The organism is Roseococcus sp. SYP-B2431 (assembly GCF_004336745.1).
Taxonomy (GTDB): Bacteria; Pseudomonadota; Alphaproteobacteria; order Acetobacterales; family Acetobacteraceae; genus Roseococcus.
This window is the reverse complement of sequence record NZ_SJXD01000029.1, coordinates 116,405-142,189: the sequence shown is the minus strand read 5'-3', so window position 1 is coordinate 142,189 and position 25,785 is coordinate 116,405. Positions and strand designations below refer to the sequence as shown.

Here is a 25,785-nt window from a genome sequence, read left to right as displayed (position 1 = left end):
GTCCGCCCCTCCCCCCCAACGGACGGAGCCCATGCCCGACCTGAAGATCAGCGAACTGCCGGCCGCTACGGCGATGGCCGACAGCGACCTCACGCCCTTCGTGCAGGTGGCCCCCACCCCCGCCACCAAGCGCGCCAGCCTCTCCCAGCTCCGCCGCGCGGTGCTCGCCGACCGCGGCGTGGACGTGCGGGACTTCGGCGCCGTCGGTGACGGCGTGGCCAACGACGCGCCGGCCATCCAGGCCGCCATCAACGCGCTCGGCGCGGCGGGCGGCACCGTGAACCTCGGCCCGCGCACCTACCGGCTGAACTCGGCCGTGACGATCTCGAGCAACGCCGTCCGCCTCCAGGGCGCCGGCTTCGCCGAGGGCGGCAACCCGGGCGACGGGACGTGGCTTACGGTGGCTTCGGCCGCCTTCACGCCCATCACCTTCACGGGCGTCGCCGCGCGCGGCTCCGGCGTACACGACATCGCCGTCCGCCAGAGCCACGGCTCGGTGCAGAACCCGTCCTGGGCACCGGTGAATTACGACTACTTCTTCAAGGTGGTGGACTGCCTGGGCGGCATCGATTTCGACAATGTCATGCTCTCCGGCGTCAACCGGGGCATCTTCTCCATGAATTCGGGCCGCACGGATTTCCGGCGGATCCGCGGGCAGGTCTTCACGACCGGCATCGAGATCGACGAGGCCTTCGACACCTGCCGCCTCATGAACATCCACTTCTGGCCCTTCTGGTCCGCCAACGACAACGTCGTCCGCTGGCAGCAGGCCAATGGCGACGCATTGGTCTTCCGGCGGGTGGACGGCGTCTTCGTCGACCAATCCTTCGTGCTCGGCTACCGCTCGATGTTCCGCTTCACCTCGTCAGCCTCGGGCCACACGCAGAAGTTCAGCATCGGCCAGGCCTATGCCGACTTCGTGAGATACGGCCTCTGGATCGACGCGAACGGCACCGACGGCCAGGTCGATGCGATGACGACCCAGGGCGAGATCTTCAACGGCGGCGGCGCGCCGCTCGCCGGCGCCGTCGGGGTCTATGTCGATGCGAGTTCCACGCGCGTGCAGATCGGCACCCTGCGCGTCGACGATGCGGAGGACAACGCGATCCGCATCGAGCAGAACAGCAACCGGATCGACATCGGCGCGCTGCGCTGCGTCAACTACAACCTGCACGGCAACGGCGCGGCGGCGATCCATCTCGCCCATGCGACCGCGGGCGTCCCCAACCGGGTGAACCTCGGCAGCGCGCCGCTCCTGGAGACCGCGATCCCCGGGCCGCTCTTCAATGCGGGCAGCAACGGCTCGGTGGGGCTCAATGCCCCGGCCGGCGAGGCCGCGCGGCCCGGGCTCTCCATCGGCGATGCGGCGACCGGGCTGTTTCGCCCCAGCGGCGCGGCCCTCTCGGCCGCCGCCAACGGCGTCGAGCTGCTGCGCGCCGAAAGCGGCAAGCTCAACCTCGGCGCGGCCCCCGGGCTGCACGGGCTGGAAGTGACGACGCCGGCCGGCGCGGTGAACCGGCCCGAAATGGTCGCCTCCGCCACTGGCGCGCCCAGCAGCATCGGCTGGCGCGCCAGTGGGACGGACGCCAACATCTCGGCCGTCGCGGGCCAGCCCAAGGGCACCGGCTCGCTCAGCGCCCAGTTCCCCGACGGCACCGCGGCGGGAGGCGGCGCCCGCGGCGCGAATGCCGTGGACTGGCAGATGACACGCTCCTCGCCGACCCGCGTCGCGAGCGGCCAGGAAAGCGCGATCTGCGGGGGCGCCAACAACGGCGCCAGCGGCTCGCGGAGCTTCGTGGGGGGCGGCGTCTCCAATGTCGCGGCCGCCCTGCGCGCGAGCGTCGTCGGCGGCGACACCAACACGGCCTCCGCGGCCGACAGCGCCATCGGCGGAGGGGCCGCCAACCTGGCTTCCGGCATCGCCTCGGTGGTGGCCGGCGGCGACACCAATGTCAGCAGCGGCCTCAGATCCTGGATCCCGGGCGGCGCCCGGGCGGACACCCGCGGCATGACCGGGCGGGGCGCCTGGGCCTCGTCCTTCTTCGCCACCCAGGGCGACGCGCAGTCCGGCGAATTCGTCCTTCGCCGGATCACGACGGACGCCACCGCGACCCGGCTGACCGGCGATGGCGCGGCGCCCGGCGCGGTCAACACCGTCAACCTGCCGAATGCCGGCACCCACATGCTGCAGCTGTTGGTGACGGCGCAGCAGACCGCCGGCAGCGCCGGCGCGGCCGGCGACTGCGCCGGCTGGGTTGTGACGGCCCTGATCCGGCGCGGCGCCGGCGCGGGATCCACGGTGCTCGCCGGCGCATCGGGCGGCAGCGTCGCCCCGACCCATGCCGATGCCGCCGCGACCGCCTGGCGGCTGGGCCTCGCCGCCGACACGGCGAATGGCGGGCTCGCCGTCAGCGCCACGGGCGAGGCCAACAAGACCATCCGCTGGGTGGCGCGCGTGCTCTCCGTCGAAACCACAGCCTGATCCGAAAGGACCGAACATCCATGGCCTTCCTGAAAGCCATCGAGGTCAACGAGACCGGCATCACCGCCGACTACTGGCGGCTCACGCATGTGCAGCTCGACCGGATTGCCGGCGTCGTGGAGGCGCAGCTTCACGGCTATCGCGACGAGGCGGCGCGCCGCGCCGGCAAGGCGCCGCTGCAGCGCCTGGGATTCCGCTTCGAGCAGGCGGCAATGGAGGATCCCTACAACCTCGCCATCGACGACCTCTACCGCGCGATCCGGGCCCAGCCCGCCGGCGCGGGCCCGGACGGCCGGGACCTGCCGCCCTTCTTCGCGGCCGCCGCCGATATCTGACCGCGCGGCGGGATCCACCCCTCCCCGCTCGCCCCCCCCGCCGCCTCGACGGCGTGATCCACGCAACACCCAAAGGAACCACCCGATGAGCTCTCTCACCGACTACGCCAAGAACGTCCTCGCGCGCGCCGTCTGCGGCCGCTCGCCCGTGTTGCCGAGCGCGGTCTATCTCGCCCTGGGCACCGGCGGCAGCGATCCGACCGGCATCTCCGGCGAGCCCGTCGGCAACGGCTACGCCCGCCAGCGCGTCACCTTCACCGGCACGGGCGTCCAGCAGAACGCCGAGGCGGTGCGCTTCACCTTCACCGCCGCCGCCGGCACCTACTCGCATGTCGGCCTGTTCGACGCGGCCTCGAGCGGCAATGCGCTCACCTGGGCTTCCCTGAGCGCGCCGGTCGCCATCTCCGGCCCCGGCACGGTCACGATCAATCCGGGCGGCTTGACGATGACGGGCGACTGACCGGCGGCGGCCGGCCGCGGGCGGCGGGCACGGAGATTGCTTGGAGGCGACCGACCTTCAGGGAAAGCATCATGAACCGCCGCCAGCTCCTCGCCGCCGCCCCTCTCCTGGCGGCCCCCGCCGCCGTCCGGGCCCAGCCCGCCTGGCCGGCGCGCCCGGTGCGCGTGGTGATCCCCTTCACGCCCGGCGGCGCCTCCGACCTCATGATGCGCCCCGTTGCCGAGCGGCTGGAGCGCGTGCTCGGCCAGTCCTTCGTCATCGACAACCGGGCGGGCGGCGGCGGCGCGGTGGGGCTGGGGGCCGCGGCCAGCGCCGCGCCGGACGGCTACACCTTCCTGCTGACCACGCCGGGCCCCCTCGTGCTGCTGCCGCAGATGCAGGCGAACCTGCCTTACGACGCGGCACGCAGCTTCACCTATGTCGCCCTGATGGGCGGCGCGCCGATCGTCTGCGCGGCGGCCGGCAATGGGCCGCTGCGCGACCTCGCCGGCTATGCGCAGGCGGCCAGGCGCGCGCCGGATTCGGTGAGCTTCGGCTCCTCCGGCATCGGCTCCATGGGCCATCTCACGGGCGTGCTCTTCGGCATGGAGAGCGGCGCGCAGCTGCTGCACGCGCCTTTCCGCGGCGCCCCCGAGGCGCAGACCGCCGTGCTGAGCGGCAGCACCACCTCGCTCTGGGACACGGCGGCGGCCAATGTCGCGGCGATCCGGGCGGGCAATCTGCGCGGGCTCTGCGTCTCCTCGGCGCAGCGCGCGGCGATCCTGCCGGACGTGCCGACGGCCCGCGAGGCCGGCTTCCCGAACGTGGTGAGCCTGAACTGGTTCCTGCTCTGCGCGCCGGCCGGCACGCCGGCCCCCATCGTCGAGCGGCTCTCCGCGGCGGTGAACGCCATCCTGGCCGAGCCCGCGCTGCGCGAGCGGCTCGATTCCTTCGCCTTCGTGGCGACGGATCCCGTGCCGCAGGCCGGCCTCGCCGACTGGGTCCGCGGCGAATACACGCGCTGGGGCCCGGTGGTGCGCGCCTCCGGCGCCGCCTGACCGGTCAACCGGGCGCCGTCATGCCCTGGCGCCCCATCGGATCAGCCGGATCGCTGGGAAGACCCAGACGAAGCCCGTTACGATGTAGTAGACCGCCTGTATCGCCCAATGCTGGCGCACGAAGAAATCGCCGAGCGCGACCACGATGGCGATATAGGCGATGAATCCGACGACGCCGATCAGCAGCGCGACCTTACCTCGTGACATGACCGTGACAGGACCTTCCGGGTTCTTCGCATGGGGCGTGGCGAGCTTGCGGGCCGTGAACCGGCGGGGCTAGGCTCCGGCCACCCCGCGCCGGCGCCTTTCGCGCCGCCCGCTCCATGCGAAGAAAGCCGTGACCGAGCAAGAACTCAAGACCCACATCCGCGGCATCCCCGATTTCCCGAAGCCAGGGATCCTCTTCTACGACATCTCCACGCTGCTGCGGCACGGTCCGGCCTGGAAGGCCGCGATGGCCGCCATGGCGGCGCGCGTCACGCCCTACAGGCAGCAGCTGCTGGCCGGCATCGAGAGCCGCGGCTTCCTGCTCGCGGCGCCGCTGGCGCTGGAGCTCGGCCTCGGCTTCATCATGCTGCGTAAGCCGCGCAAGCTGCCGGGCCGCACCGTCGGCTACGACTACGCGCTCGAATACGGCACCGACCGCATCGAGATGCAGGAGGATGCCGTGACCCCGGGCCAGCGCGTGGTGCTGCTGGACGACCTGCTCGCCACGGGCGGGACCATGGCGGCCGGCCTGGCGTTGCTGCGGCAGGCGGGCGCCGTGGTGCCGGCCGTGGCGGCGCTGATCGAGCTCACCTTCCTCGAAGGGCGCAAGCGGCTGGACGTTCCGGTCGAGACGCTGCTCGCCTACGACGACTGAAGCGCGAGGACCGGACACGAGGGCGAGGCCTCACGGCATCGTTGCAACCGGTACGCGCGCGGCGCCATGCTCCCGCCGTTCAGCGGGAGACGCAGGATGTCCGGGAACCTGACCGAGCGCAGCATCGCGCGCGTGACCGAGATCTACGGCCGCTATGCAGCCGGCGACCGCGAGGCGCTCTACGCGGCGCTGACGCCGGAGACGAGATGGCACTCCAGCGGCGAGGGCGCCGTGCCCTGGGCCGGCGATTATCGCGGCCGCGAGGGCGTCGAGGACTATTTTTCTCGCATCGAGGCCGAGGCGAAGGTCCTCGGCTACGAGGTCGAGCAGGTGATCGCACAGGGCGAATGGGTCGCGGTGCTCGCCTGGGCGACGGTGCGCTACGAGGCCACAGGCTGCACGCACCGCTACGCCAAGGCGGATTTCGTACGGCTCGACGGCGACCGCGTCGTGGAGTTCCGGGAATTCTACGACACGAGCCAGACCTGCCGGGACCGGGTGCCGGGCTGAGGCGGCCGGGTCAGAGCCGGCGCAATTCCCCGGCGATCTCCTCCAGCTCGGCCAGCAGGCGCGCCAACGCATTCTCCTCCGGCGGCTCGCCGAGCGGCAGCTCCGGCTCGCCCTCGCCGAGCAGCCGCTGCACGCCCTTGATCGTATAGCCCTGCGTGTAGAGCAGATCCGAGATGCGCTTCAGCAGCGCGAGGTCCTCGGGCCGATAGTAGCGCCGCCCGCCGCCGCGCTTGAGCGGCTTGAGCTGCGGAAACTTCGTCTCCCAGAAGCGCAGCACGTGCTGCGGCACGTTGAGCTGCTCGGCCGCCTCGCTGATGGTCCGGAAGGCCTGCGCCGATTTGCGCGGCCGGGGCCGATCCTCTAGATCGGGCAGGCCACTCACGCGCCATCGGCCTTTTCACGGCCGTCCTTCATGTCCTCGGCGCTCAGGCTCTCCCCGTTGATGCGGGCCTTGAGCACCTGGCTGGGACGGAAGGTCAGCACGCGGCGCGGGAGGATGGGGACTTCCACGCCGGTCTTGGGATTGCGGCCGATCCGCTGTCCCTTCTGCCGAATGAGAAAGGTGCCGAAGCCGGAAATCTTCACGGACTCGCCTGTTTCGAGCACGCCGGCGACGCGTTCCAGCACCGCCTCCAGCAGGGCGGCGGACTCGTTCCGGGACAGCCCGACCGCGGCATAGATGGCCTCGGCGAGCCCCGAGCGCGTCAACGTCTCCATGGCGTTGGTCTACCCCGCAAGTGCTTGAAGCGGCAGGAAAGCCGGTAAGCGCCCTCCACGTCAACCATGTTTCTCGAACCGCCGTGGGACAGGGGCGCTCCAGCGCCGTCCGCCCTCAGGGAAGCCATTCCCGTTCATCGAATATTCACCAGGGCAGTGCCAGGAAGCGGCAGGCCCCAGGAAGGAGTCACGACCGCAATGAGCCTGTTCCGCCGGAACCCCGCCGCCTCCCTGCCCGTCGCCATCGCCCTCTTCGCGGTCCTGATCCTGGCCTCCCCTTCGGCCCGCGCGCAGGCCGGCCCCCCCTGCCCCGACATCCTTCTCGGCGACAGCCTGGCCGTCGGCATGGGCCCCTATGCCCAGGCGCTGGGCTTCGAGGTGATCGCGCAACGCGGCGCGGGCCTCAACTGGCTTCGCGCGCAGGAGCCCCGCTGCGCCCGCCGGCTCGTCCTGGTCTTCGGCACCAACGACCTGCGCGGCATGAGCGGCGCCGAGGCGCAGGCCTATCCCGCCCGCGTCGCCGAGATCCTGGCAAAGTGGGAGGCCGCGCAGGCGATCTGGGCCACGCCCGGCTGCTTCACGCAGGACGATGCGCTGGAGCGCGGCAGCGTCGCGCTGGACCGCGTCCTCGCCCAGCTCCGGCGCCAGGCGAGCGACCAGCTTCGCGACCTGCCCGCGATCAATTCGGGGCGCCAGTCGCGCTGCAGCTTTCCGTCGCGCGACGGCATCCATCCCTCGACGGGCGTGGCCTACCAGGCCTGGTGGGCCGGTCTGGCCGAGATCCTCGGGCGCCACCGGCTCGCCGGCGCCTGATCAGCGCCCGGTGGCCAGCCCTTCCCGCAGCGCGCTGAGCACCTGGGGAAGGCCGATCGCGGTGAGCGCGTCGTTCCAGCCCTCCGCGACGGCGATCAGCGTCTCCGTCCCGGGCGCCACCGGCAGGCCATAGGCGGCATCGACGATCGCCTCCGACCGGCCGGCCAGAAGGATCAGCCAGACGAGGGCGAGCGCCGCCGTCGCGCCGCGCAAGGGCATCGTCGCGCTGGCGGGCGAGAAATCGTCCGGCACGCCCCGCCGGGGCGGGGTGCCAGGAGGGTTCAGCCAGGGCTGCTGCATCCTCGCCTCCTCAGAACTGGAAATAGATGAAGGGCGCCACGCCCTCGGGCCCGGCGAGCAGGATCGCCAGGAGCACGAGGCCCATCGCGGCGCCGAGCGCCAGAGCCGGCAGCGGCCGCAGCCCGTCCTCGATGCGCTCGCGCAGGTCGGGCGGCAGGAAATGGATCGCGAGGCCCAGCCCGGCCAGGGCGGCGAGGCGCCAGGTCACGGCCTCGCTCGGCAGGCCGTCGCCGAGGCCCGCGACCAGCGACGCCACCGTGCCCAGGTCCGGCGCGCGGAAGAGCACGAAGGCCAGCATCACCACATGGAAGGTGACCAGCCAGCGCAGGAGGATGGCGCCCTTCGTCCTCGGCTCGGCCCGCCCGACCAGCGCGCGTTCGATCGCCAGCGCCGCGCCGTGGACCGCGCCCCAGAGGAGAAAGGTCCAGTTGGCGCCGTGCCAGATGCCGCCGAGGACCATGGTCGCCATCAGGTTGAAGCGCGTCCGCGCCTCGCCCCGGCGGTTGCCGCCCAGCGCGCGGATGTAGAGGTAGTCCCGCAGCCAGGTGGAGAGGGAGATGTGCCAGCGCCGCCAGAATTCCGAGAGCGAGACGGCCCGGAACGGCTGGTCGAAGTTCTTCGGGAAGTGGAAGCCGAGCAGCGCGGCGAAGCCGATCGCCATGTCGGAATAGGCCGAGAAGTCGCAGAAGATCTGGATCGTGTAGCCGTAGCAGGCCAGGGCGATGTCCCAGGCGCCATAGGCGCTGGGATCCCGGAAGACCGGATCGACGATTCCGGTCGCGAGCTCGTTCGCGATGACCATCTTCTTGAACAGCCCGCCGAGGATAAGGATGCCCGCCATCGCCACCGGGATGCGGAAGCGGTCCGGCGGCACGGCGAGCTGCGGCAGGAAATGCGCGGCGCGCACGATCGGGCCGGCCGCGAGATGCGGGAAGAAAGTCAGGTAGACCAGCACGTTGAGCGGGCTGGGCTCGACTTCGGCATCGCCGGCATGGACGTCGACCATGTAGGAGATGGCCTGGAAGCAGTAGAAGGAGATGCCGACGGGCAGCACCACGTCCAGGATCGGCGCCGGAAAGCCCAGCCGCGCCACGATCTCCTGCAGGAAGAAGTTCGCGTATTTGAAGTAGAACAGCCAGCCGAGCACGCCGGCCACGCCGATCCACAGCGCCGGTCGCGATCTCCCCCGGGCGGCGAGCAGCCCGATCCCCCAGGTCCAGAGCCCGACGGCGATCAGCGCCGCGCAGAACTCCACGCTCCAGAAGGCATAGAAGGCGAGATTGGCCGCAAGGAGGAACGCCCGGTCCAGCGAGGGCCGGACGCGCACCAGCGTCCAGTGCCCCAGGAAGACGGCCGCGAAGAAGAGCGCGAAGATGCCGGTCGGAAAAAGCACCGGTCAGGCGTTGGAGCTGCGCGTGCCGAGACCCGTGCCGCGTAGGATGTGGGCGTGCAGCTTCTCGGCGGTGAGGCGATAGCCGTCCGGCGTGAAATGCACGAAGTCGCCGCGCATGAGGGGCGCGTCGCCCCCCGCCAGGGCCTGCAGCCGGCAGGTGCTGTGCGTCACCTCCGCGCTCCAGTCGAAGAAGCCCACGCGCTGCGCCTGGGCGACGGCGCGCTGCACGGCGCGCACGCGCGAAAGCGCGACCAGCGGCGTGGCGGCGGCGCAGCCCGTCGGCTGGCGCTGCGCGACCATCCGGCGGCCGCGGCGGACCGGCGGCAGGCGCACGGGCCGGCCCGCATCGGGCACGCCCATCAGCAGGATGCCGCTGCGGGGCAGGATCCGGCGCAGCCGCTGGATGTGGTGCGTGAGCGCGGCCGCATAGGCCTCACCGTCGAAATCCGGGTCGGTGGCCTCGTTGGTCCCGAACTCCAGGACGAGCAGCGCGGGCGGCTTGGCCACGAGCTCGCGCCGGAGGATTTCCGGGTCGCGATTCTCCAGCGAGGCCAGCGTCGCGCCGTTGATGCCGAAGCCCTCCACCAGCACGCCGCGGCCACGCCGGTCCAGGCCCCAGCCCAGCAGCTCCACCTGGCCGTCGCCGACCAGCTCGATCGCGATCTCGCGGCTGGCCGGCGGCACGTCGAGGAACATCGGACGGAACTCGGGCCGGGACGATTTCAGCGTCGCCGGCCCGATCGAGTTGCCGTCCACGCGCAGCCGGAAGCTGCCGGATTCCGGCCCTGCCAGCATGGCAAGGTGCACGCGGTCGAAGCCCTCGAGCTCGTCGGAGCGCAGCGTGATGATGTCTCCCGCGGTCGAGCCGCTCAACCGGTAGCCGGTGAGGCCGAACGGCCCCGGCGAGGAGGCGCGCAGCGCATTGCGCGCGGTCCACTCGCCGGTCTGACCGCGCGTCACCGCCGAGGGGTTGAAGTAGCGCTGCGAGCGCCCCGGCGAGAGCCGCCCCACGCCGATGGCGCCGAAGCGCGACTGGAACAGCCCGCGCAGATGCTCGACCATCACGGGGCCCGCCGTGTGGCTGTCGCCCATGATCATCACCAGCGCGCGCGCGTCGCGGTCGCCGCGCTCGATGCTGCGCAGCGCGGCGCCGAGCGGCGCGAAGGGATCCGCCCCGGCGCTGACCGGCAGAAACGCCTCCAATCCGGGATCCGGCGCAGCCTGGGCGACGAAGATCGGATCCTGCGACGGCGGCAGATCCTCGGGCCCGCGCGGCGCCGTGGCCCTGCCCTGGCAGCCCGCGAGGCCCGCGGCGGCGACGGAGAAAAACCCTCGGCGATTCAGCATTTCATCAGGCTCGGCACTTCATCATGCGCAGGCCCGTGATATAGCTTGCTCCTGCAGCTCTGTCCCCTCTCGGAGAACGCGGTGGCCGTCGGTGTCGATGAATTCCTGACCTCCCGCCGCCGTCTGCTCCAGGGTGCCATGGTGCTGCTGTCCTCGGCCGGGGTGGCCGCCTCCGAGCCCGTCCTGGCGCAGCCCGCCGCCGAGCGCGCCCCGCCCGAGCAGGTGAAGATTCTCTTCTGCGGCGATTCCCTGGCGCAGGGCATGTTCCTCTCGCTGAACGGGGTGCTGCGCCGGCGCGCGAACCTGCGGATCGTGAACGGCACCCTGCACGCGACGGGCGTCACCCGCAGCGACGAGCACGACTGGCCCACCGCCGCGCGTGACCTCGTGGCGCGGAACAATCCCAATCTGGTCATCTTCTGGATCGGCGCGAACGACTTCCGCCCGCTGGTCGTGCGCGAGCAGCGGACCCGGTTCGCCTTCGGCACCCAGGGCTTCGCGGACGGCTATGGCCGCCGCGTGACCGAGATGGTGGCGCCGGCCCTCGCCTCCGGCGCGCGGGTCGTGTGGTTCGGCCTGCCCAACATGCGCAACGCGCAATTCGCCGGCGCGGCGCGGCAGCTCAACGAGATCCAGCAGAATGCCGTCGTCATGGCGGGCGGCGTCTTCATTCCCACTTGGGAGGCGACGAGCGATCCCCAGGGACGCTTCACGCCGAGCGTCACGCTGGACCGCGGCGCGCGGACCTTCCGCGCGGAGGACGGCGTGCACTTCACCGACTGGGGCTACCGGCGCATCGCCTCGCTCTTCTTCGACGAGGTGGACCATTTCTTCCCGGATCTGGCGCCCGGGCTGGGACGGCTGAACGACACCTGAAGGGCGCGGGCCTCTCGTGCCCAAGCCCCGCGCGACGCTTCGGTGCTGGACCCAGGCCTCAGAAGCGGACCAGCGCCGCGCCCCAGGTCAAGCCGCCGCCGATCGCCTCGAGCAGCACCAGGTCGTCCTTGCGGATGCGGCCGTCGCCGACCGCCTCGGCCAGCGCCAGCGGCACCGAGGCCGCCGAGGTATTGGCGTGCCGGTCCACCGTCTTCACCACACGGTCCGGGGAGAGGCCCAGCTTGCGGCCCATCGCATCGATGATGCGGATATTCGCCTGGTGCGGCACAAGCCAGTTCACGTCGCCCTTGGCGAGCCCGTTCGCCACCAGCGCCTCGTCCACGGCGGAGGAGAGCTTGTTCACGGCCTGCCGGAACACCTCCTTGCCCGCCATGCGCAGGGGCCCCGTCGTGCCCTCGACATAGAGGATCCCCGCCTGGGTGCCGTCCGCATGCAGGTGGGTGGAGAGCACGCCGCGGTTGCCGCCCTCCTCGGCCCGGAGCAGCACCGCGCCCGCGCCGTCGCCGAAGAGCACGCAGGTGGAGCGGTCCGTCCAGTCGAGGATGCGCGAATAGACCTCGGTGCCGATGACCAGCACGCAGCGCGCCTGGCCCGCGCGGATCATCGCATCGGCCACGGAGAGCGCATAGATGAAGCCCGTGCAGGCCGCCGAGAGGTCGAAGGCGAAGCCCCTGGTCACGCCGAGCGCCGCCTGGATATGCGCGCCCGTGGAGGGGAAGGCGTTATCCGGCGTGGAGGTCGCGCAGATGACCGCGTCCACCTCGGACGCCTCGACGCCGGCCTGGGCCAAAGCGCGGCGCGCCGCCTCGGCGCCCATCGAGGTCGCGCTCTCGCCGGGGCCGGCGAGGTGACGCTGGCGGATGCCGCTCCGCTCGCGGATCCACGCGTCGCTGGTGTCGAGGCCGAACTTCGCCGCCAGCGCGTCGTTGTCGAGCACGTTGGGAGGCAGGAAGCCGCCGCAGCCGGCGATCACGGAACGAAGGGGCAAGGGCGGGTCAGTCCTGCTGGGCGGCGATCGGAGATGCGACCCCTGGGGCGGCGGCGGGCGCCGGAGTCGCGGCGAGGCGCGAGAGGCTCTCGCGAATGGTCTGGGTGAAGCCGTGCGTCACCATGTCCATGGCGACGTCCACCGCATGGGCGAAGCCGGTCGCGTCCGTGCCGCCATGCGACTTCACGACGACGCCGTTGAGGCCGAGGAGGATGGCGCCGTTGTAGCGCCGCGGGTCCATCCACTCGCGCAACCGCTCCAGCGCCGGGCGGGCGAGCAGATAGCCCATCCGCGCCGGGACCGAGGAGGTGAAGGCCTGCTTCAGCAGGGTGCTCATGAGCTTGTAGACGCCCTCGCCCGTCTTGAGCGCGACATTGCCGGTGAAGCCGTCCGTCACGACGACGTCGACGGTGCCCGAAGAGATGTCGTGGCCCTCGACGAAGCCGTGGAAATTCAGCCCGGCATGGCCGTCGCGCAGCACCTCGGCGGCCTCACGGACGCGGTCGTCGCCCTTCAGCTCCTCGGAGCCGACGTTGAGCAGGCCGATGGTGGGGTTGGGCAGGCCGAGCACGGCGCGCGCGAAGGCGTCGCCCATGATGGCGAATTCGACCAGGTTGCGCGCGTCGCACTGTACGTTGGCGCCGAGGTCCAGCATGACAACGTCGCCGCCCATGGAGGGCGCGATGGCGGCGAGAGCGGGCCGGCTGATCTCCGGCATGGTCTTGATGACGATCTTGGCCAGCGCCATCAATGCGCCGGTATTGCCCGCCGAGACGACGCCCGCGGCCTCGCCGCAGGCCACCGCGTCGATGGCCAGGCGCATGGAGGATTTCCGGCCCTGGCGCAGCGCCTGGGTGGGCTTCATGTCGCCGGGAATGGCGTCCGGCGCATGGCGGATCATGCAGACCTTCGCCGCGCGCGGCCGGCGCGCAAGGGCGTCGCGCAAGCGCGCCTCGTCGCCCAGCAGCAGGAACTGCGCCTGGGGATGCCGCTCGGCGGCGAGTTCGAGGCCATCGAGAACGATGTCGGGCGCATGGTCCCCGCCCATCGCGTCGATGGCCAGGGAGAACCTGCGGAGGCTTCCGTCGGCGGATGCCGTCATGTTCACCGACGGGTCCTCGCCGCCTGAGGGGCCCCGCTGCCCGTCACGTCAGACGCGGACCACGCCCTTCAGCGCGTCGGCGGCCGCGACTTCACGGCCGTCGTAGTGGCCGCAGGCGGAGCAGACGTGGTGGGGGCGCTTCAGTTCGCCGCAGTTGGAGCACTCCAGATGCGCTTCCTTGGCGACCGCGTGGTGGCTGCGGCGCATGCCCATGCGGGAGGGCGAGACTTTCTTTTTAGGGACGGCCATCGAGCCAGCCTTTCAACACGATCAGAGGGGCGATTGCCCAAGCGGGAGCCACCGCGGCGGGCGTGCAGCGGCAGAGCGGGGGCGATTAGCACCCATCCTCCCCGCCGCGCAACCGTCAGGGGCGCTTGAGCTTCAACAAGGAAGCAAAGGGGCCATGCGGCTCCTGGCCGCCAGCCTGCTCCGGGAGTTCGGCGCCCGGGGCGCGGGGATAGGGGTCGATTGCAAGGGAGAGCTGCTGCGCCAGGGCCTCGCCCAGATCGGCCGCCCCCTGCTCGCTCTCGATGTCGTCGGGATCGTCCTCGCCATCGGAAGGCTCCATGCCTTCGGGAACCAGCCGCCAGGCGACCGGCTCCGCCACGGACTGGCGCACGGGCACGAGGGTGATGCCGCATTCCTGGTCCAGCTCGGCCGTCATGCGGCCGGTGACCTGGACGGCGCCCTCGGCATCCGGCAGGAGCCGAAGGTCGGCGGACAGCGCGTGCAGCGCCAGCAGGCCGAAGCGCCGCGCCAGCGCCTCGCGCTCGGCGGGGCCGGCCTCGAGACGCAGGTCGCGGCCCTGGGCGGGCACCTGAGCCAGGGGCAACCGATGGCTGAATTCGGGATTCATGCGAAATGCACCTTCCCCTCGAGCAGGGCGGAGACCGGCTGGCGGGCGAGGATGCCGTCGGTCCGCATGGCCTCCCGGGCCAGGGCCTCCGGCCCGCCGTCGGGAGCCGGCTCCTTCACCCAGACGTTGCGCCGCAGCGCGGCGGTCAGCCCGGCCTCGTCGCCGGCGGCCAGCGCCTCGGCATAGGCCTGGGCCCGGCCGTGAAAGCCCTCCCAAAGCATTTTCACGCGCTTTCCAACGCTGAGGTCGCCGATGCCCATCTCGCGCAGGTTCACGTCCATGTCGGCGAACATGGCGTCGAAGACAGCCTGGGCCAGGTCGTCGGCGGTCCGGTCGCCGGCAGCGCGCAGCCGGCGGATCAGGAGCGCGGCGTGCAGCGCGACCAGCTCGAATCGCCCCGCCGCGGTATCCGGCACGCCGAGCTCCGCGTAGAAGCGCGGCGCCCGCGCGGCGGTCACGGCCGCGCCATAGAGGACGAAGCCGGTCCTTTCGTGGCGGGAGCGGCGGAAGAGGCCGAAGAGGCCCATGATCGGAAGGTTCCTGGAAGGCCGCCGAAGCGCGCATTGACCGCAACGGCCGGGTGTCGTTAATCCGGCACATGGCCCGACAAACCGCCCCGGTCAACATCCGCAATCCCCTGCTGGGCGCGCTGCTCCTGGCCGCGCCGGCGCTTGCCGGATGCGCCTACCTGCCGCCCGCGCCGGAGCTTCCGCGCAACGTCTTCTCCACGCCCATCATCCCGCGCGGCCATGCGGTGTCGGAGGAGCAGATCCAGCAGATCACCCCCGGCGTCACCACCCGCTCCGACGTGCAGGCGCTGCTCGGCAGCCCGAGCCAGACGAGCACCTTCACGGACGACAACTGGTATTATTTCAGCAGCTCGACGCAGCTGCGCCCGGCCCGGACACTGGCCGTGCGCGACGAGCGGGTCGTGGCGATCAACTTCAACCCGCAGGGCACGGTCGCCGCCGTGCGGGAGATCGGCCAGACCGACATGCCGCGCGTGAGCTTCGTCAGCCGCGAGACGCCGACCCCGGGCAACGACCGCAGCATCCTGCAGGCGCTCTTCGGCAATATCGGCCGCTTCAACGCCGGGCCCACGGGCTCGGGTGGCGACATCGTTCCCACGGGCGGCCCGACGCCGAATACCGGCCGGTAATCGTCTCTATCCCGCAAGCCAATTGATTTCTGCGGCTGTTGCGTCAGACTGGAGGTTTCCCCCCGCACCGGGCGGGGGGAGGACTCCAGAGGAGCGCTGAAGCGTGATCCCCGCCCTGATGCCGACCTACAACCGTGCCGACCTCGCTTTCGAGCGTGGCGAAGGCGCCTATGTGTGGACGGATGACGGGCGACGATTCCTCGACTTCGGCTCCGGCATCGCCACCACCTCGCTCGGCCACGCGCATCCGCATCTGGTGAAGACCATCGCGGAGCAGGCGGCGAAGGTCATGCATGTGAGCAACCTCTACCGCGTGCCGCAGGCCGAGAAGCTGGCCGCGCGGCATGTGGCCGCCTCCTTCGCGGACAGCGTCTTCTTCTGCAACTCGGGCGCCGAGGCGAACGAGGGCATGATCAAGGCCGTCCGCAAGTATCATGCGGAGAACGGCCATCCGGAGAAGTTCCGGATGATCTGCTTCGAGGGCGCCTTCCACGGCCGCACGCTCGCCACCCTCGCGGCGACGGGCAACGAGAAGTACCTGGCCGGCTTCGGCCCGCCGGTGGACGGCTTCGACCATGTGCCCTTCGGCAACATGAACGCCGTGCGCGACGCCATCACGCCCGCCACCGCCGGCATCATGATCGAGCCGATCCAGGGCGAGGGCGGCGTGCGCCCGGCCGACCTGCGCTTCCTGAAGGAGCTGCGCGCGGTCTGCGACGAGTTCGGGCTCCTGCTCGCGCTCGACGAGGTGCAGACCGGCATGGGCCGTTCGGGGAAGCTCTGGGCGCATGAATGGGCCGGCATCGAGCCGGACGTCATGAGCTCGGCCAAAGGCATCGGCGGCGGCTTCCCGCTCGGCGCCGTCCTGGCCCGCGAGAAGGTCGCCAAGCACCTCAAGCCCGGCACGCACGGCACCACCTATGGCGGCGGCCCGCTGGCCTGCTCCGCCGGCAATGCCGTGCTGGACGTGGTGCTGGCGGACGGCTTCCTGGCGCAGGTGGACCGCGTGGCCCGCTATCTCTGGAAGGGCATGGAGGCGCTGGCCGCCCGCCATCCGCACGTGGCCGAGGGCGTCCAGGGCGCGGGGCTGCTGGTCGGCCTCAAGCTCCGACCCGAGGTCTCGAACGGCGAGATGCAGGCCGCCTGCGTGGCCGAGGGGCTGCTCACCGTCGCCGCGGGGATGAATGTGCTGCGGGTCGCCCCGCCGCTCATCATCACCGAGGCGCAGGTGGACGAGGCGCTGGCGGCGATCGACCGCGCCTGCACCAAGCTCACGCCAGCCAAGTCTCCGGCGCTGGCCAAGTGAGCGCGGTGCTCAAGCCCATCGAGGGAGGTGGCGCGCCGCGCCACTTCCTGGAGCTGATGGATCATGACCCGCTGACCTTGCGGCGCATGCTCGACCTCGGCTCCCGCGCCAAGCGCGGGGACATCGCGGGCAAGCCGCTGGCCGGCAAGCACATCGCCATGATCTTCGAGAAGCCCTCGACGCGCACGCGTGTCAGCTTCGAGGTCGGCATCCGCCAGCTCGGCGGCGAGGTCGTGACCCTGGCGGGCAAGGACACGCAACTGGGGCGCGGCGAGACGCCGGCCGATACGGCGCGCGTGCTGTCCCGCTACGTGGACGCGATCATCCTGCGCACCGACCGCGTCTCCAAGATGCGCGAGCTGGCGGAATTCGCGACGGTGCCGGTCATCAACGGCCTCACCGACGTGTCGCACCCCTGCCAGCTCATGGCCGATGTGATGACCTTCGAGGAGCATCGCGGCCCCATCGCGGGGCAGACGGTGGCCTGGACAGGCGACGGCAACAACGTCGCCCAGAGCTTCATCCAGGCCGCGGCGCGCTTCGATTTCACGCTGAACATCGCGACGCCGCCCGAGCTGGCGCCGGATCCCGGCCTGATCGGCTGGGCCCGGAGCCAGGGCGCCCGCGTGGAGCTCACCAATAGCCCGCAGGATGCGGTCCGCGGCGCTCGCTGCGTCGTGACCGACACCTGGGTCTCGATGAGCGACGACAAGACCAGCGCCCGCCAGCGGCACAACCTGCTGGCGCCCTATCAGGTGAACAAGGCGCTGCTGAAACACGCGGCGCCGGACGCCATCGTGATGCACTGCCTGCCGGCGCATCGCGGCGAGGAGATCACCGACGAGGTGATGGACGGGCCGCAGAGCGTGGTCTTCGACGAGGCGGAGAACCGGCTGCACGCGCAGAAGGGCGTGCTGCTCTGGGCGCTCGGGCTGGCCTGAGCGAGGCGTAGCCCGCCCGGCGCGCGGGGACCTTCAGCAGGCGAGGAAGGCCGGGTCGAAGAGGTCCGAAAGGCCCGTCTGCTCCGCGGTCGTCAGGCAGTCGGGCTTGGCCAGCGCCTGGTGGAGCCGCTCGTCCGACCCCGGCGGCAGCGACAGGCCCAGCCTGGCGAGGTCCGCCGCGACGGATTCCCCCTTCTCCATGTAGCGGTTCGAGGCGCGGGGATCGGGTGCGCCGCGTAGCTTCGCCAGCAGGATCCGGCCGGTCATCGGCTCGGTGCCGTGCGAGAGAAGGGCGACGCCGCATTGCACGCCGCCCAGCACGGCGGCCGGGAGGCCCGGCAGGGCGAAGCTCATGAAGAGCGGCAGCCCGGTGGCGGCTTCGTGCAGCGGGACGCTCAGCGTGCGGCCGGCGATCGTCGCGTCGCCCCGGTAGAGCGAGGCGCCGATCGGCAGGTCCTCGTGATATTCAGCCAGGAGAGAGGCGCTCCGAAGGCGGCCGAGCTTCATCGAGCCGCGCAGGACACGCCCGCGGAAATGCGGCGACCAGGCCATGGAATACGCCGCGTAGAGGCCGGTGATCTCGCTCTCCAGCGTGCCGGCCGACCTGGCGTCGGCACGGGCGATTGGCTTCACGCCGAAGCGGGCCTGCAGCTCGTCGACGAACTCGTCGACGCTGGAGCCGGCGATCCAGGCGCCGTCCCGGTCCAGGCCCAGCACCTTCGCCCAATCCTGATAGACCTCGGCGAAGCGCGGCTCGGCCTTGCCCTGCATCCACTTTCTCGATCGCTGCAGATCGAAATAGGTCGTGGGATTGACCGCCCGGAATCGCCCACACAGTTCCTTGTGGCTGCCGCACCCGAGCGCCTGGCTCGTCAAGGTCAATTTGGCGGCGATCTCGATCGGAGCGGCCATGTCTTCTCGCAAGACCTCCTAAAGGCACATGCGAGGCCCGCCGGCTGGATGTCCACCCGGGGGATGCATGCGGCTGAAACGGGTTCCACGAGAATACTTCAACCTTATCATATTCCGAAGCCCTGGAATTCCCAGGGCATTCCAGGGAATTCCCGCAATTCCCGGCGCCATAAGGCGCGAGGCCGGGCAAAGGTCGCGCCTACAAGAGCTCGGTGAGGACGGCGTCGATGTCAGACTGGTTTCGCAGGCAGCCCAAGATCGGCACATCGCGCCTGCCGAACGCGCCCATGCCCCCCCTGCCCATGGTGCCGGCTCCGGCAGCGCCGGTAGCCCCGGCCGCTGCCACCGCGCCGGCCGCCTGGGCCCGCTCCAGCACGCCGACCCAGCTTCCCGCGAACATGCAGACCACCTCGGCCCGGGTGGTGATGCAGCATTTCGCGCGCAGCGAGGTGCGCCATCTCGGCAAGCGCGAGGCCGAGCTGCACGCGCAGGTCGTCGCCAAGCTGCGCGGCATGTACGAATTCGTGAACATGACCGATGCGCAGCTCGCCGACGTCATCAAGAACATGGCGCGCGCGCTGCAATCGGCGCAGCTGACCATCAACTTCCCGACCGTGGGCTGGTTCGACCGCCCGAACCACTACCGCGTCTACAAGCAGATGTACGAGCGCGGCGACGAGGTGGTGACCGCCGACGACGGCGCGCGAGAGCGGATCATCAAAGGCAACGCCTCCAACCCCGCCGGTACGCGCGACAAGGTCGACGCCAAGGTCTCCTTCGCCCCCAACGTCGACACGCCCGGCATGCAGGGCGTGAAGCGCTTCATGCACACCGGCAATGGCGAGCTGCGCGGAAAGTCCGTCCTCGTCTCCAATGCGCAGTTCAATTCCAAGGCCCGGCAGATCTTCGCCGCGCTGAACTACGGCCGGCGGACGGGCGGCTGCAGCACGCATTACGGCCCGCATTATTTCGTGCTGAAGGAGCGGTTCAAGCACAATGCGATCTACTACATGGGGGACACCTTCACCCCCGGCATGGATCACAACAGCCGCGTCACCTACGGCTTCCTGCCGGCGCTGATCCTTCACGCCACGAAGGACGGCCTGCAGGACCTCATCAATGCCTGCTACCGCAGCATGACGATGCAGAACACGGACCGCGCCGACCTGATGGTGGAGGCGCATATCTACGACCGCATCGTCTTCAGCGAGGCGGTCGAGGAGATGGTGATCAACCGCCGGAAGTTCCACGAGGACATCCGGTCGCAGATCTACCTGGCCGGTCGCACCGACATCACCGAGGAACAGGCAGTCAACAACGTGAAGATCTTCGCCAACGTCAACCGCATCCGGATCAACTGGCAGGACAACTGACCTCAGTCGATGCTGAGGTTCAGCCGCCGCACCATATCGCGCTCATAGGGCACCCGCTCCTGCGCGAAGGACAGATATTCCGGCGGCCCCAGATATTCGTTCGGCATTTCCCATCGCCGCACGATCGCCTGGCACAGCTCGTCGTCCAGCGCCTTCTTCAGCGAGCGATGCAGGATGTTCACCACCTCCGGCTCCATCCCCTTCGGCCCGACGATGCCGTAGGGCGAGGTGACGCTCATGCCGAAGCCCAGCTCCAGCAGGGTCGGCGCATTGGGCGCGGAACCCAGCCGCGTCGGCGTCCAGGCCGAGAGCAGCCGGAACTCCCCGCTCTCCACCTGCGGCCGCCAGCTCTGCGCATCGGCCACCACGTCGATCTGGCGGCCGAGCAGCATGGTCACGCCCTCCTGCGCGCCCCGCGTGGGGATGTGCTCCATGCGCCCGCCGCGGCGCGTCAGGATGTCCTCCATCGCGAGGTGATTCGTCGTCGCGATGCCGGAGGTGGAATAGGTCAGCGTGCCCGGCTTCTCGCGTGCCTCCTTCATGAGGTCGTCGAAGGTCTGCCAGCGGCTGTCGGCGCGGACCGCCGTGCCGAAGACGAAGCCGGTGATCTGCATGACATAGGAGAAGTCCACCACCGGATCCCAGGTCGGCTGCCGGGTCAGGAAGGGGTGGCGCAGGATCGAGAGGTGGTGATGCGCCAGCGTGTAGCCGTCCGGCCGCGCCTGCTGGGTGAGGAAGAACGCCGCGCGGGTGCCGCGCGCACCGGGCATGTTCTCGACGACGAAGCTCTGGCCGAGGTCGCGCCCGGCGATCTCGAACATCTGGCGGTGCAGCGCGTCCAGGCTGCCTCCCGGCGGCCAGGGAATCAGGAAGCGGATGGGCCGGTTGGGATAGCGGCCCTGCGCCAGAGCCGGTGCCGCCAAGGCCGGCGCCGCCAGGGGCAGCGCGGCCAGCAGAGTGCGTCTTTTCATTGCGAAGTCTCCCCGTGGTGCCAGGCGACTCACTCCATGCGGATGCCGAGCCTCGTCACGATCTCCCGCTCATAGGCCGCGCGCCGGAGAATGAAGTCCTGGTACTGCTCGGTGTTGAGATAGTTGATCGGCATGTCGAACTGCGCCCGCACCCGCGTGTTCTCCGGGCTCATCAGCGCGTCGCGCATCACGTCGTGCAGCACCTTCACCACGCCGGAATCCATCCGTGGCGGCCCGCTCACGCCATAGGGCGAGGTCACCACCATGTCGTAGCCCAGCTCCTTCAGCGTCGGCACGTTGGGGAAGCGTGGCGCGCGCTCGGCCGACCAGACGCAGAGCAGGCGCATCTGCCCGGCCTCGACATTGCCGGCCCAGGTGCTGCTGTCGGCGATCATGTCCACGCTGCCGGAGAGCACGGCCGTCACGCCCTCATTGGCGCCGCGGAAGGGGACGTGGGTGAGCTCCACGCGCTCGCGCGCCACGATGTCCTCCATGGCGAGGTGGTTCGTGGTCGCGATGCCGGAGGTGGAGTAGCTCAGCTTGCCCGGATTGGCCCGCGCGAAGGCGATCATCTCCTGGAAGGTCTGGAATCGGCTGTCGGCCTTCACCGCCACGCCGAAGAGCCAGCCGGTCATGCCGATGATATGCGTGAAGTCGGTCGTCGTGTCCCATTGCGGCGTGCGGACGAGATAGGGGCGCCGGACGATGGAGAGATGCATCTGGCCCAGCGTATAGCCGTCCGGCCGCGCCTCGCGCGCCAGATGGACGGCGTGCAGCGTGCCGCCGGCGCCGCCGCGGTTCTCGATCACCACCGGCTGGCCCAGAGCGCGCGTCGCGAGCTCGCCGATGCTGCGGAGCTGCGCGTCGGCGCTGCCGCCGGCGGGCCAGGGAATGATCAGCCGGATGGGGCGCTCCGGATAGCGGGCCTGGGCGCGGGCGACGGCCGGGGCCGCGAGAAGGGGCAGGGCAAGAAGCGAACGACGATTCAAGGAAAAGACCTCCATCAGCCATCCATTCGGATACCGAGGCGCGTCACGATCTCGCGTTCGTAGGCGGCCCGGCGAAGGATGAAATCCTGGTATTGCTCGGTGTCGAGATAGGCGAGCGGCATGTCGAACTGGCCGCGCACGCGGGTGTTCTCCGGGCTCATCAGCCCGGCCTTCAGCGTGTCGTGCAGGACGCGCACCACGCCCGGATCCATGCGGGCGGGCCCGCTGATCCCATAGGGCGAGGTGACGACCATGTCGTAGCCCAGCTCCTTCAGCGTGGGCACCGTTGGGAAGCGGGCCACCCGCTCCTCCGTCCAGACGCAGAGCGCCCGCATGCCGCCCGCCTCGACCTGGGGTGCCCAGGTGCTGCTGTCGGCGATCATGTCGACATTGCCGGAGAGCACGGCCGTCACGCCCTCGCTCGATCCGCGGAAGGGTACATGGGTGAACTCGACCCGCTCGCGCGCCGCGATGTCCTCCATGGCGAGGTGGTTCGTGGTGGCGATGCCGGAGGTCGCGAAGCTCAGCTTGCCCGGATTGGCGCGGGCATGGGCGATCATGTCCTGGAAGGTCCGGAAGGGGCTGTCGGCCTTGACCGCGACGCCGTAGAGCCAGCCCGTCAGGCCGATGATATGGGTGAAGTCGGTCGTCGCGTCCCATTGCGGCGCCCGCACCAGATAGGGCCGCCGGACGACCGAGAGGTGCATCTGGCCGATGGTATAGCCGTCCGGCCGCGCCTCGCGCGCCAGGGTGACGGCATGCAGCGTGCCGCCGGCCCCGGCCCGGTTCTCGGCGACCACCGTCTGGCCGAGCGCGCGGCTCGCCAGGTCGGCCAGGTTGCGGAGCTGCACGTCGGAGCTGCTGCCGGGCGTCCAGGGGATGATGAGGCGGATCGCGCGGTCCGGATAGCGCGGCGCCGTGCCCCCCTGGGCCCCCGCGATCCGGGGCGCGGCCAGGGCGCCGGCCCCCAGCAGCATGGCCTTGCGGCGTGACAGCCCCTTTGGCGGCGGCCCCATGACGTCCTCCCGAACCGGCGCATCTTACGGCGCCGTCATCCCCGGATCAGGCCATGAACCAGCCCGCCTTGCCAAGCCTTTTCGACCGATCGGTCAGCCCTGCGCCGTGCAGGTCAGCGTGGTCGCCGATTGCAGCGCCACGGCGGCCTGGCGGGCCTGCGTCCGGGCCAGCTCGCGCCGGGCGAAACCGCCCGGGGCGATCACGACGGGCGGCGAGATGATGGCGCCCGCGCCGCGATAGCTGTGCGTGACCGAGATCCGGGCCTGACCCAGGTTCCGCAGGTCCACCCGGTTCGTGTAGTAGCCGCGGCTGAGCTCGCTCGACCAGTTGCCGATGTCCAGCACGCCCGCGCAGTCGACGGCGGTCTGCGCTTGGGCCAGGCCCGCCGCCGGCAGCAGGAGCATGGCTGACAGGAAAATCCGGTGCATGGCTTGGGCCTCCTCCTCGATGCCCGGATCATGACGAGCCGGGAGGATGCGGGACAATCGGTCCTTCCCATCGCCGCTATAGGCCGGCTTGCACCGGGGCCCGCCGCGCGTCAGTTTGCGCCGGATTTCGCACAGGAGCCTTCATGTCCGCCACCGCCCCAAACCCGACCGGCCCTGACAGCTTCGACGTCGTCGTCATCGGGGCCGGCCCCGGCGGCTATGTCTGCGCCATCCGGGCCGCCCAGCTCGGCATGAAGGTCGCCTGCGTCGAGAAGCGCGCGACGCTCGGCGGCACCTGCCTCAATATCGGCTGCATTCCCTCCAAGGCGCTGCTGCACTCGACCGAGCATTTCGAGGAAGCCAAGCACAAGCTGGAGACCCATGGCGTGATCGTAAGCGAGGTCCGCTACGACCTGGCCAAGATGATGGCGCACAAGACCAAGACCGTGGACGCCAACGTGAAGGGCGTCGAGTTCCTCTTCAAGAAGAACAAGGTGACCTGGCTGAAGGGCGCGGGCAGCATCGCCGGCCCCGGCAAGGTCGCGGTGGACGGCAAGGAATACGCCGCCAGGCACATCGTCATCGCCACCGGCAGCGAGAGCGTGCCGCTGCCCGGCGTCGAGGTGGACGAGAAGAAGATCGTCACCTCCACCGGCGCGCTGGAGTTGGAGAAGGTGCCGGAGCACCTGGTCGTCATCGGCGGCGGCGTGATCGGGCTGGAGCTCGGCTCGGTGTGGCAGCGGCTCGGCGCCAAGGTCACGGCGGTGGAGTTCATGGACCGGCTGGCGCCCGGCCTGGACCTCGAGATCGGCAAGCAGTTCGAGCGCGCCATGACCAAGCAGGGCATGAAGCTCAAGCTCAAGACCAAGGTGACCGGTGCCAAGGTCACCGGCGCGGGCGTGGAGCTGACCGTGGCGCCCGCCGCGGGCGGCGCGGAGGAGAAGATCTCGGCCGACATCGTGCTGCTGGCGATCGGCCGCCGGCCCTACCTCGCCGGCCTCGGGCTGGACAAGGCGGGCGTGAAGCTCGACGAGCGCGGCCGCGTGCAGGTCGACGCGCATTTCGCGACCAATGTCCCCGGCATCTACGCCATCGGCGACTGCATCACCGGCGCGATGCTCGCCCACAAGGCCGAGGACGAGGGCATGGCGCTGGCCGAGATGATCGCGGGCCAGAAGCCGCACATCAACTACAATGCCATTCCCTCGGTCATCTACACCTGGCCGGAGGTCGCTTCCGTCGGCGAGACCGAGGAGCAGATCAAGGCCCGGGGCGTGGCCGTGAAGATCGGCAAGTTCCCCTTCACCGCCAATGGGCGCGCCCGCGCCATGGGCGAGACCGACGGCCTCGTGAAGATCATCGCCGATGCGAAGACGGACCTGGTGCTGGGCGCGCATATCATCGGGCCGGATGCCGGCACGCTGATCGCGGAGCTGGCCATGGCCATCGAGTTCGGCGCCAGCAGCGAGGACGTGGCGCGCACCTGCCACGCGCATCCCACGCTGAACGAGGCGGTGAAGGAAGCGGCGCTCGCCGTCGAGGGCCGCGCCATCCACATCTGACCGTCGCCGCGGCGGGCCCGGTGGACGCCCGCCGCACTCAGCCTTCGGCGCCGTCGAGGTTCCGCCATCGGGCGGGCGACAGCCCGCTCTGCCGCTTGAAGGCGCGGCTGAACGCCTCCTCCGACTCGTAGCCGACCGCGCGCGCGACCTGGCCGACGCTGCTGCCGCCCCGGCGCAGCTGGTGCCGGGCGGTCTGCAGGCGCCACGACGTCAGGTAGCGGATCGGCGGCACGCCCACGAGGGCCCGGAACCGCTCCACGAAGGCGCTCCGCGACATGGCGACGTGCCGCGCCAGCTCATCGACCGACCAGGGCGCCGCGACGTCCTGATGCATCAGCGACAGGGCGCGCCCGACACCCGGGTCGCGCAGGCCCTTCAGCCAGCCGGTCTCCCCGCTGTCCAGCGCCGAGGCATAGTGGCGCACCGCCTCCACCAGCAGGGTCTCCGACAGGCGGGACACGACGCTCGAGGTGGGGAGGCGGCCGGCCGCCAGCTCGGCGGCGGCGAAACGGACGGAGGCCTCGATCCAGTCGCGCGCGGTGCCCTCGCGGAGGTCGAGCTTCAGGACGGGAGGCAGGCTCGCGATCAGGGGATTGTAGGCGTCTCCGCTGCCCAGGAAGCCGCAGACGAGATGCGCCGCCTCGCCGCCCCCGCCATGGGAGATGCGCGCGAGCCCGCCCTGCGGCGAACGCTGGATCAGGGCGCCGGCCCCGATCGGCACCTGGCCGGGGCCGCTCGCCAGGATATGGCCGTCGTTGCGCGGGAACAGCACGATCTCGCCCGCATCGACCGTGACGTCCGGGGCGCCGTCCACGGTCACGCAAAGCCTTCCGGATATCACGACATGATAGGCGATCACCTGGACGGGGGCGGCCAGCACCACGCTCCATTCCTCCGGCCGGACCTGCGCGGTCACGCACCAGGGCGCGGTAAAGCGCGCCTCGACGAACAGACCGCCTGTGAGGCGGACCGAACGAAGCACATCCGACAACGGATCCATCGCCCCTCCCCGAACCGCGGATTTGGAC

General features: G+C 70.6%; 30 protein-coding genes. 13 read left to right on the top strand and 17 right to left on the bottom strand.

Translation table 11 applies throughout. From position 1 onward, the window contains the following. Positions 1 to 31 precede the first annotated feature (31 nt). The 4 genes from EJV46_RS23110 (at position 32) to EJV46_RS20645 (ending at position 4,314) form a co-directional block, all read left to right on the top strand. Complete coding sequence (locus EJV46_RS23110; protein WP_206020890.1) at positions 32 to 2,482, top strand: glycosyl hydrolase family 28-related protein; 2,451 nt, start codon at positions 32 to 34, stop codon at positions 2,480 to 2,482. Positions 2,483 to 2,502: 20 nt separating this feature from the next. Further along, positions 2,503 to 2,817: a hypothetical protein gene (locus tag EJV46_RS20655; protein ID WP_131550618.1), complete on the top strand. Its 315-nt coding sequence runs from the start codon at positions 2,503 to 2,505 to the stop codon at positions 2,815 to 2,817. An 85-nt stretch (positions 2,818 to 2,902) separates the two neighbouring features. Beyond that, positions 2,903 to 3,277, top strand: coding sequence for a hypothetical protein (locus EJV46_RS20650; protein WP_131550617.1), 375 nt, complete (start codon positions 2,903 to 2,905; stop codon positions 3,275 to 3,277). Between the two features lie 71 nt (positions 3,278 to 3,348). After that, positions 3,349 to 4,314 carry a tripartite tricarboxylate transporter substrate binding protein gene (locus tag EJV46_RS20645; protein ID WP_131550616.1) on the top strand — a complete coding sequence of 322 codons (966 nt, stop codon included), beginning with the start codon at positions 3,349 to 3,351 and terminating at the stop codon, positions 4,312 to 4,314. An 18-nt stretch (positions 4,315 to 4,332) separates the two neighbouring features. Here the strand turns inward: EJV46_RS20645 and EJV46_RS20640 are convergent, their stop codons facing one another. Beyond that, positions 4,333 to 4,521: a DUF2842 domain-containing protein gene (locus tag EJV46_RS20640; protein ID WP_131550615.1), complete on the bottom strand. Its 189-nt coding sequence runs from the start codon at positions 4,519 to 4,521 to the stop codon at positions 4,333 to 4,335. A gap of 130 nt (positions 4,522 to 4,651) precedes the next feature. Between EJV46_RS20640 and EJV46_RS20635 the strand changes: the two genes are divergently transcribed. Next, complete coding sequence (locus EJV46_RS20635; RefSeq protein ID WP_131550614.1) at positions 4,652 to 5,176, top strand: adenine phosphoribosyltransferase; 525 nt, start codon at positions 4,652 to 4,654, stop codon at positions 5,174 to 5,176. 96 nt (positions 5,177 to 5,272) lie between these two features. Next, positions 5,273 to 5,686: a nuclear transport factor 2 family protein gene (locus tag EJV46_RS20630; RefSeq protein WP_165585645.1), complete on the top strand. Its 414-nt coding sequence runs from the start codon at positions 5,273 to 5,275 to the stop codon at positions 5,684 to 5,686. Positions 5,687 to 5,696: 10 nt separating this feature from the next. On the opposite strand, the gene EJV46_RS20625 is transcribed toward EJV46_RS20630, so the two are convergent. Continuing rightward, positions 5,697 to 6,068, bottom strand: coding sequence for a MerR family transcriptional regulator (locus tag EJV46_RS20625; RefSeq protein ID WP_131550612.1), 372 nt, complete (start codon positions 6,066 to 6,068; stop codon positions 5,697 to 5,699). Then, entirely contained in the window at positions 6,065 to 6,403 is a 339-nt protein-coding gene (locus tag EJV46_RS20620) for an integration host factor subunit alpha (RefSeq protein ID WP_131550611.1), read from the bottom strand. Before EJV46_RS20620 ends, EJV46_RS20625 begins: the two co-directional genes overlap by 4 nt. 198 nt (positions 6,404 to 6,601) lie before the next feature. On the opposite strand from EJV46_RS20620, the gene EJV46_RS20615 reads away from it, so the two are divergent. Beyond that, a complete protein-coding gene (locus tag EJV46_RS20615; RefSeq protein WP_131550610.1) occupies positions 6,602 to 7,216 on the top strand; it encodes an SGNH/GDSL hydrolase family protein in 615 nt (204 codons plus the stop codon). Here the strand turns inward: EJV46_RS20615 and EJV46_RS20610 are convergent, their stop codons facing one another. The 3 genes from EJV46_RS20610 to EJV46_RS20600 are packed head-to-tail and all read right to left on the bottom strand — an operon-like array spanning position 7,217 to position 10,256. After that, the gene (locus tag EJV46_RS20610; protein WP_131550609.1) at positions 7,217 to 7,516 is read right to left on the bottom strand and encodes a hypothetical protein; all 300 of its coding nucleotides are present in this window, start codon (positions 7,514 to 7,516) and stop codon (positions 7,217 to 7,219) included. Positions 7,517 to 7,526: 10 nt separating this feature from the next. After that, positions 7,527 to 8,909, bottom strand: a complete 1,383-nt coding sequence (locus EJV46_RS20605) for an MBOAT family protein (protein WP_131550608.1) — start codon at positions 8,907 to 8,909, stop codon at positions 7,527 to 7,529. A 3-nt stretch (positions 8,910 to 8,912) separates the two neighbouring features. Then, positions 8,913 to 10,256, bottom strand: coding sequence for a GDSL-type esterase/lipase family protein (locus tag EJV46_RS20600; protein WP_131550607.1), 1,344 nt, complete (start codon positions 10,254 to 10,256; stop codon positions 8,913 to 8,915). Positions 10,257 to 10,337: 81 nt separating this feature from the next. Here EJV46_RS20600 and EJV46_RS20595 point away from each other — a divergent pair, with 81 nt between their 5' ends. Then, entirely contained in the window at positions 10,338 to 11,132 is a 795-nt protein-coding gene (locus tag EJV46_RS20595) for a DUF459 domain-containing protein (protein WP_131550606.1), read from the top strand. A gap of 58 nt (positions 11,133 to 11,190) precedes the next feature. On the opposite strand, the gene EJV46_RS20590 is transcribed toward EJV46_RS20595, so the two are convergent. The 5 genes from EJV46_RS20590 to EJV46_RS20570 form a co-directional block, all read right to left on the bottom strand. Continuing rightward, on the bottom strand, positions 11,191 to 12,141 hold the full coding sequence (locus EJV46_RS20590) for a beta-ketoacyl-ACP synthase III (RefSeq protein ID WP_131550605.1): 951 nt from the start codon (positions 12,139 to 12,141) through the stop codon (positions 11,191 to 11,193). 7 nt (positions 12,142 to 12,148) lie between these two features. Beyond that, complete coding sequence (gene plsX / locus EJV46_RS20585; RefSeq protein ID WP_370323104.1) at positions 12,149 to 13,249, bottom strand: phosphate acyltransferase PlsX; 1,101 nt, start codon at positions 13,247 to 13,249, stop codon at positions 12,149 to 12,151. Positions 13,250 to 13,291: 42 nt separating this feature from the next. Beyond that, positions 13,292 to 13,492 carry a 50S ribosomal protein L32 gene (rpmF, locus tag EJV46_RS20580; protein WP_131550603.1) on the bottom strand — a complete coding sequence of 67 codons (201 nt, stop codon included), beginning with the start codon at positions 13,490 to 13,492 and terminating at the stop codon, positions 13,292 to 13,294. Between the two features lie 115 nt (positions 13,493 to 13,607). Next, entirely contained in the window at positions 13,608 to 14,099 is a 492-nt protein-coding gene (locus EJV46_RS20575; RefSeq protein WP_131550602.1) for a DUF177 domain-containing protein, read from the bottom strand. Further along, positions 14,096 to 14,626 carry a ubiquinol-cytochrome C chaperone family protein gene (locus tag EJV46_RS20570; RefSeq protein ID WP_131550601.1) on the bottom strand — a complete coding sequence of 177 codons (531 nt, stop codon included), beginning with the start codon at positions 14,624 to 14,626 and terminating at the stop codon, positions 14,096 to 14,098. Before EJV46_RS20570 ends, EJV46_RS20575 begins: the two co-directional genes overlap by 4 nt. Before the next feature lie 71 nt (positions 14,627 to 14,697). Between EJV46_RS20570 and EJV46_RS20565 the strand changes: the two genes are divergently transcribed. The 3 genes from EJV46_RS20565 (at position 14,698) to argF (ending at position 17,505) form a co-directional block, all read left to right on the top strand. Continuing rightward, positions 14,698 to 15,258, top strand: coding sequence for an outer membrane protein assembly factor BamE (locus EJV46_RS20565; protein ID WP_131550600.1), 561 nt, complete (start codon positions 14,698 to 14,700; stop codon positions 15,256 to 15,258). Positions 15,259 to 15,361: 103 nt separating this feature from the next. Next, positions 15,362 to 16,564: an aspartate aminotransferase family protein gene (locus tag EJV46_RS20560; protein ID WP_206020889.1), complete on the top strand. Its 1,203-nt coding sequence runs from the start codon at positions 15,362 to 15,364 to the stop codon at positions 16,562 to 16,564. Next, positions 16,561 to 17,505, top strand: a complete 945-nt coding sequence (argF, locus tag EJV46_RS20555; RefSeq protein ID WP_131550599.1) for an ornithine carbamoyltransferase — start codon at positions 16,561 to 16,563, stop codon at positions 17,503 to 17,505. Before EJV46_RS20560 ends, argF begins: the two co-directional genes overlap by 4 nt. 33 nt (positions 17,506 to 17,538) lie before the next feature. On the opposite strand, the gene EJV46_RS20550 is transcribed toward argF, so the two are convergent. Continuing rightward, positions 17,539 to 18,417, bottom strand: coding sequence for a hypothetical protein (locus EJV46_RS20550; protein WP_131550598.1), 879 nt, complete (start codon positions 18,415 to 18,417; stop codon positions 17,539 to 17,541). A 227-nt stretch (positions 18,418 to 18,644) separates the two neighbouring features. On the opposite strand from EJV46_RS20550, the gene EJV46_RS20545 reads away from it, so the two are divergent. After that, positions 18,645 to 19,790 (top strand): hypothetical protein, encoded by a 1,146-nt coding sequence (locus tag EJV46_RS20545; protein ID WP_131550597.1) that lies wholly within the window; start codon positions 18,645 to 18,647, stop codon positions 19,788 to 19,790. 2 nt (positions 19,791 to 19,792) lie between these two features. Here the strand turns inward: EJV46_RS20545 and EJV46_RS20540 are convergent, their stop codons facing one another. The 4 genes from EJV46_RS20540 to EJV46_RS20525 form a co-directional block, all read right to left on the bottom strand. Further along, on the bottom strand, positions 19,793 to 20,761 hold the full coding sequence (locus EJV46_RS20540) for a tripartite tricarboxylate transporter substrate binding protein (protein WP_131550596.1): 969 nt from the start codon (positions 20,759 to 20,761) through the stop codon (positions 19,793 to 19,795). A 29-nt stretch (positions 20,762 to 20,790) separates the two neighbouring features. Beyond that, positions 20,791 to 21,750, bottom strand: a complete 960-nt coding sequence (locus EJV46_RS20535) for a tripartite tricarboxylate transporter substrate binding protein (RefSeq protein ID WP_240782678.1) — start codon at positions 21,748 to 21,750, stop codon at positions 20,791 to 20,793. A 14-nt stretch (positions 21,751 to 21,764) separates the two neighbouring features. Continuing rightward, the gene (locus EJV46_RS20530) at positions 21,765 to 22,766 is read right to left on the bottom strand and encodes a tripartite tricarboxylate transporter substrate binding protein (RefSeq protein ID WP_131550594.1); all 1,002 of its coding nucleotides are present in this window, start codon (positions 22,764 to 22,766) and stop codon (positions 21,765 to 21,767) included. Positions 22,767 to 22,859: 93 nt separating this feature from the next. Continuing rightward, complete coding sequence (locus EJV46_RS20525; RefSeq protein WP_165585644.1) at positions 22,860 to 23,252, bottom strand: hypothetical protein; 393 nt, start codon at positions 23,250 to 23,252, stop codon at positions 22,860 to 22,862. An 86-nt stretch (positions 23,253 to 23,338) separates the two neighbouring features. On the opposite strand from EJV46_RS20525, the gene lpdA reads away from it, so the two are divergent. Continuing rightward, positions 23,339 to 24,757: a dihydrolipoyl dehydrogenase gene (gene lpdA, locus EJV46_RS20520; protein WP_131550592.1), complete on the top strand. Its 1,419-nt coding sequence runs from the start codon at positions 23,339 to 23,341 to the stop codon at positions 24,755 to 24,757. 37 nt (positions 24,758 to 24,794) lie between these two features. On the opposite strand, the gene EJV46_RS20515 is transcribed toward lpdA, so the two are convergent. Next, a complete protein-coding gene (locus tag EJV46_RS20515; RefSeq protein ID WP_131550591.1) occupies positions 24,795 to 25,757 on the bottom strand; it encodes an AraC family transcriptional regulator in 963 nt (320 codons plus the stop codon). Positions 25,758 to 25,785 lie beyond the last annotated feature (28 nt).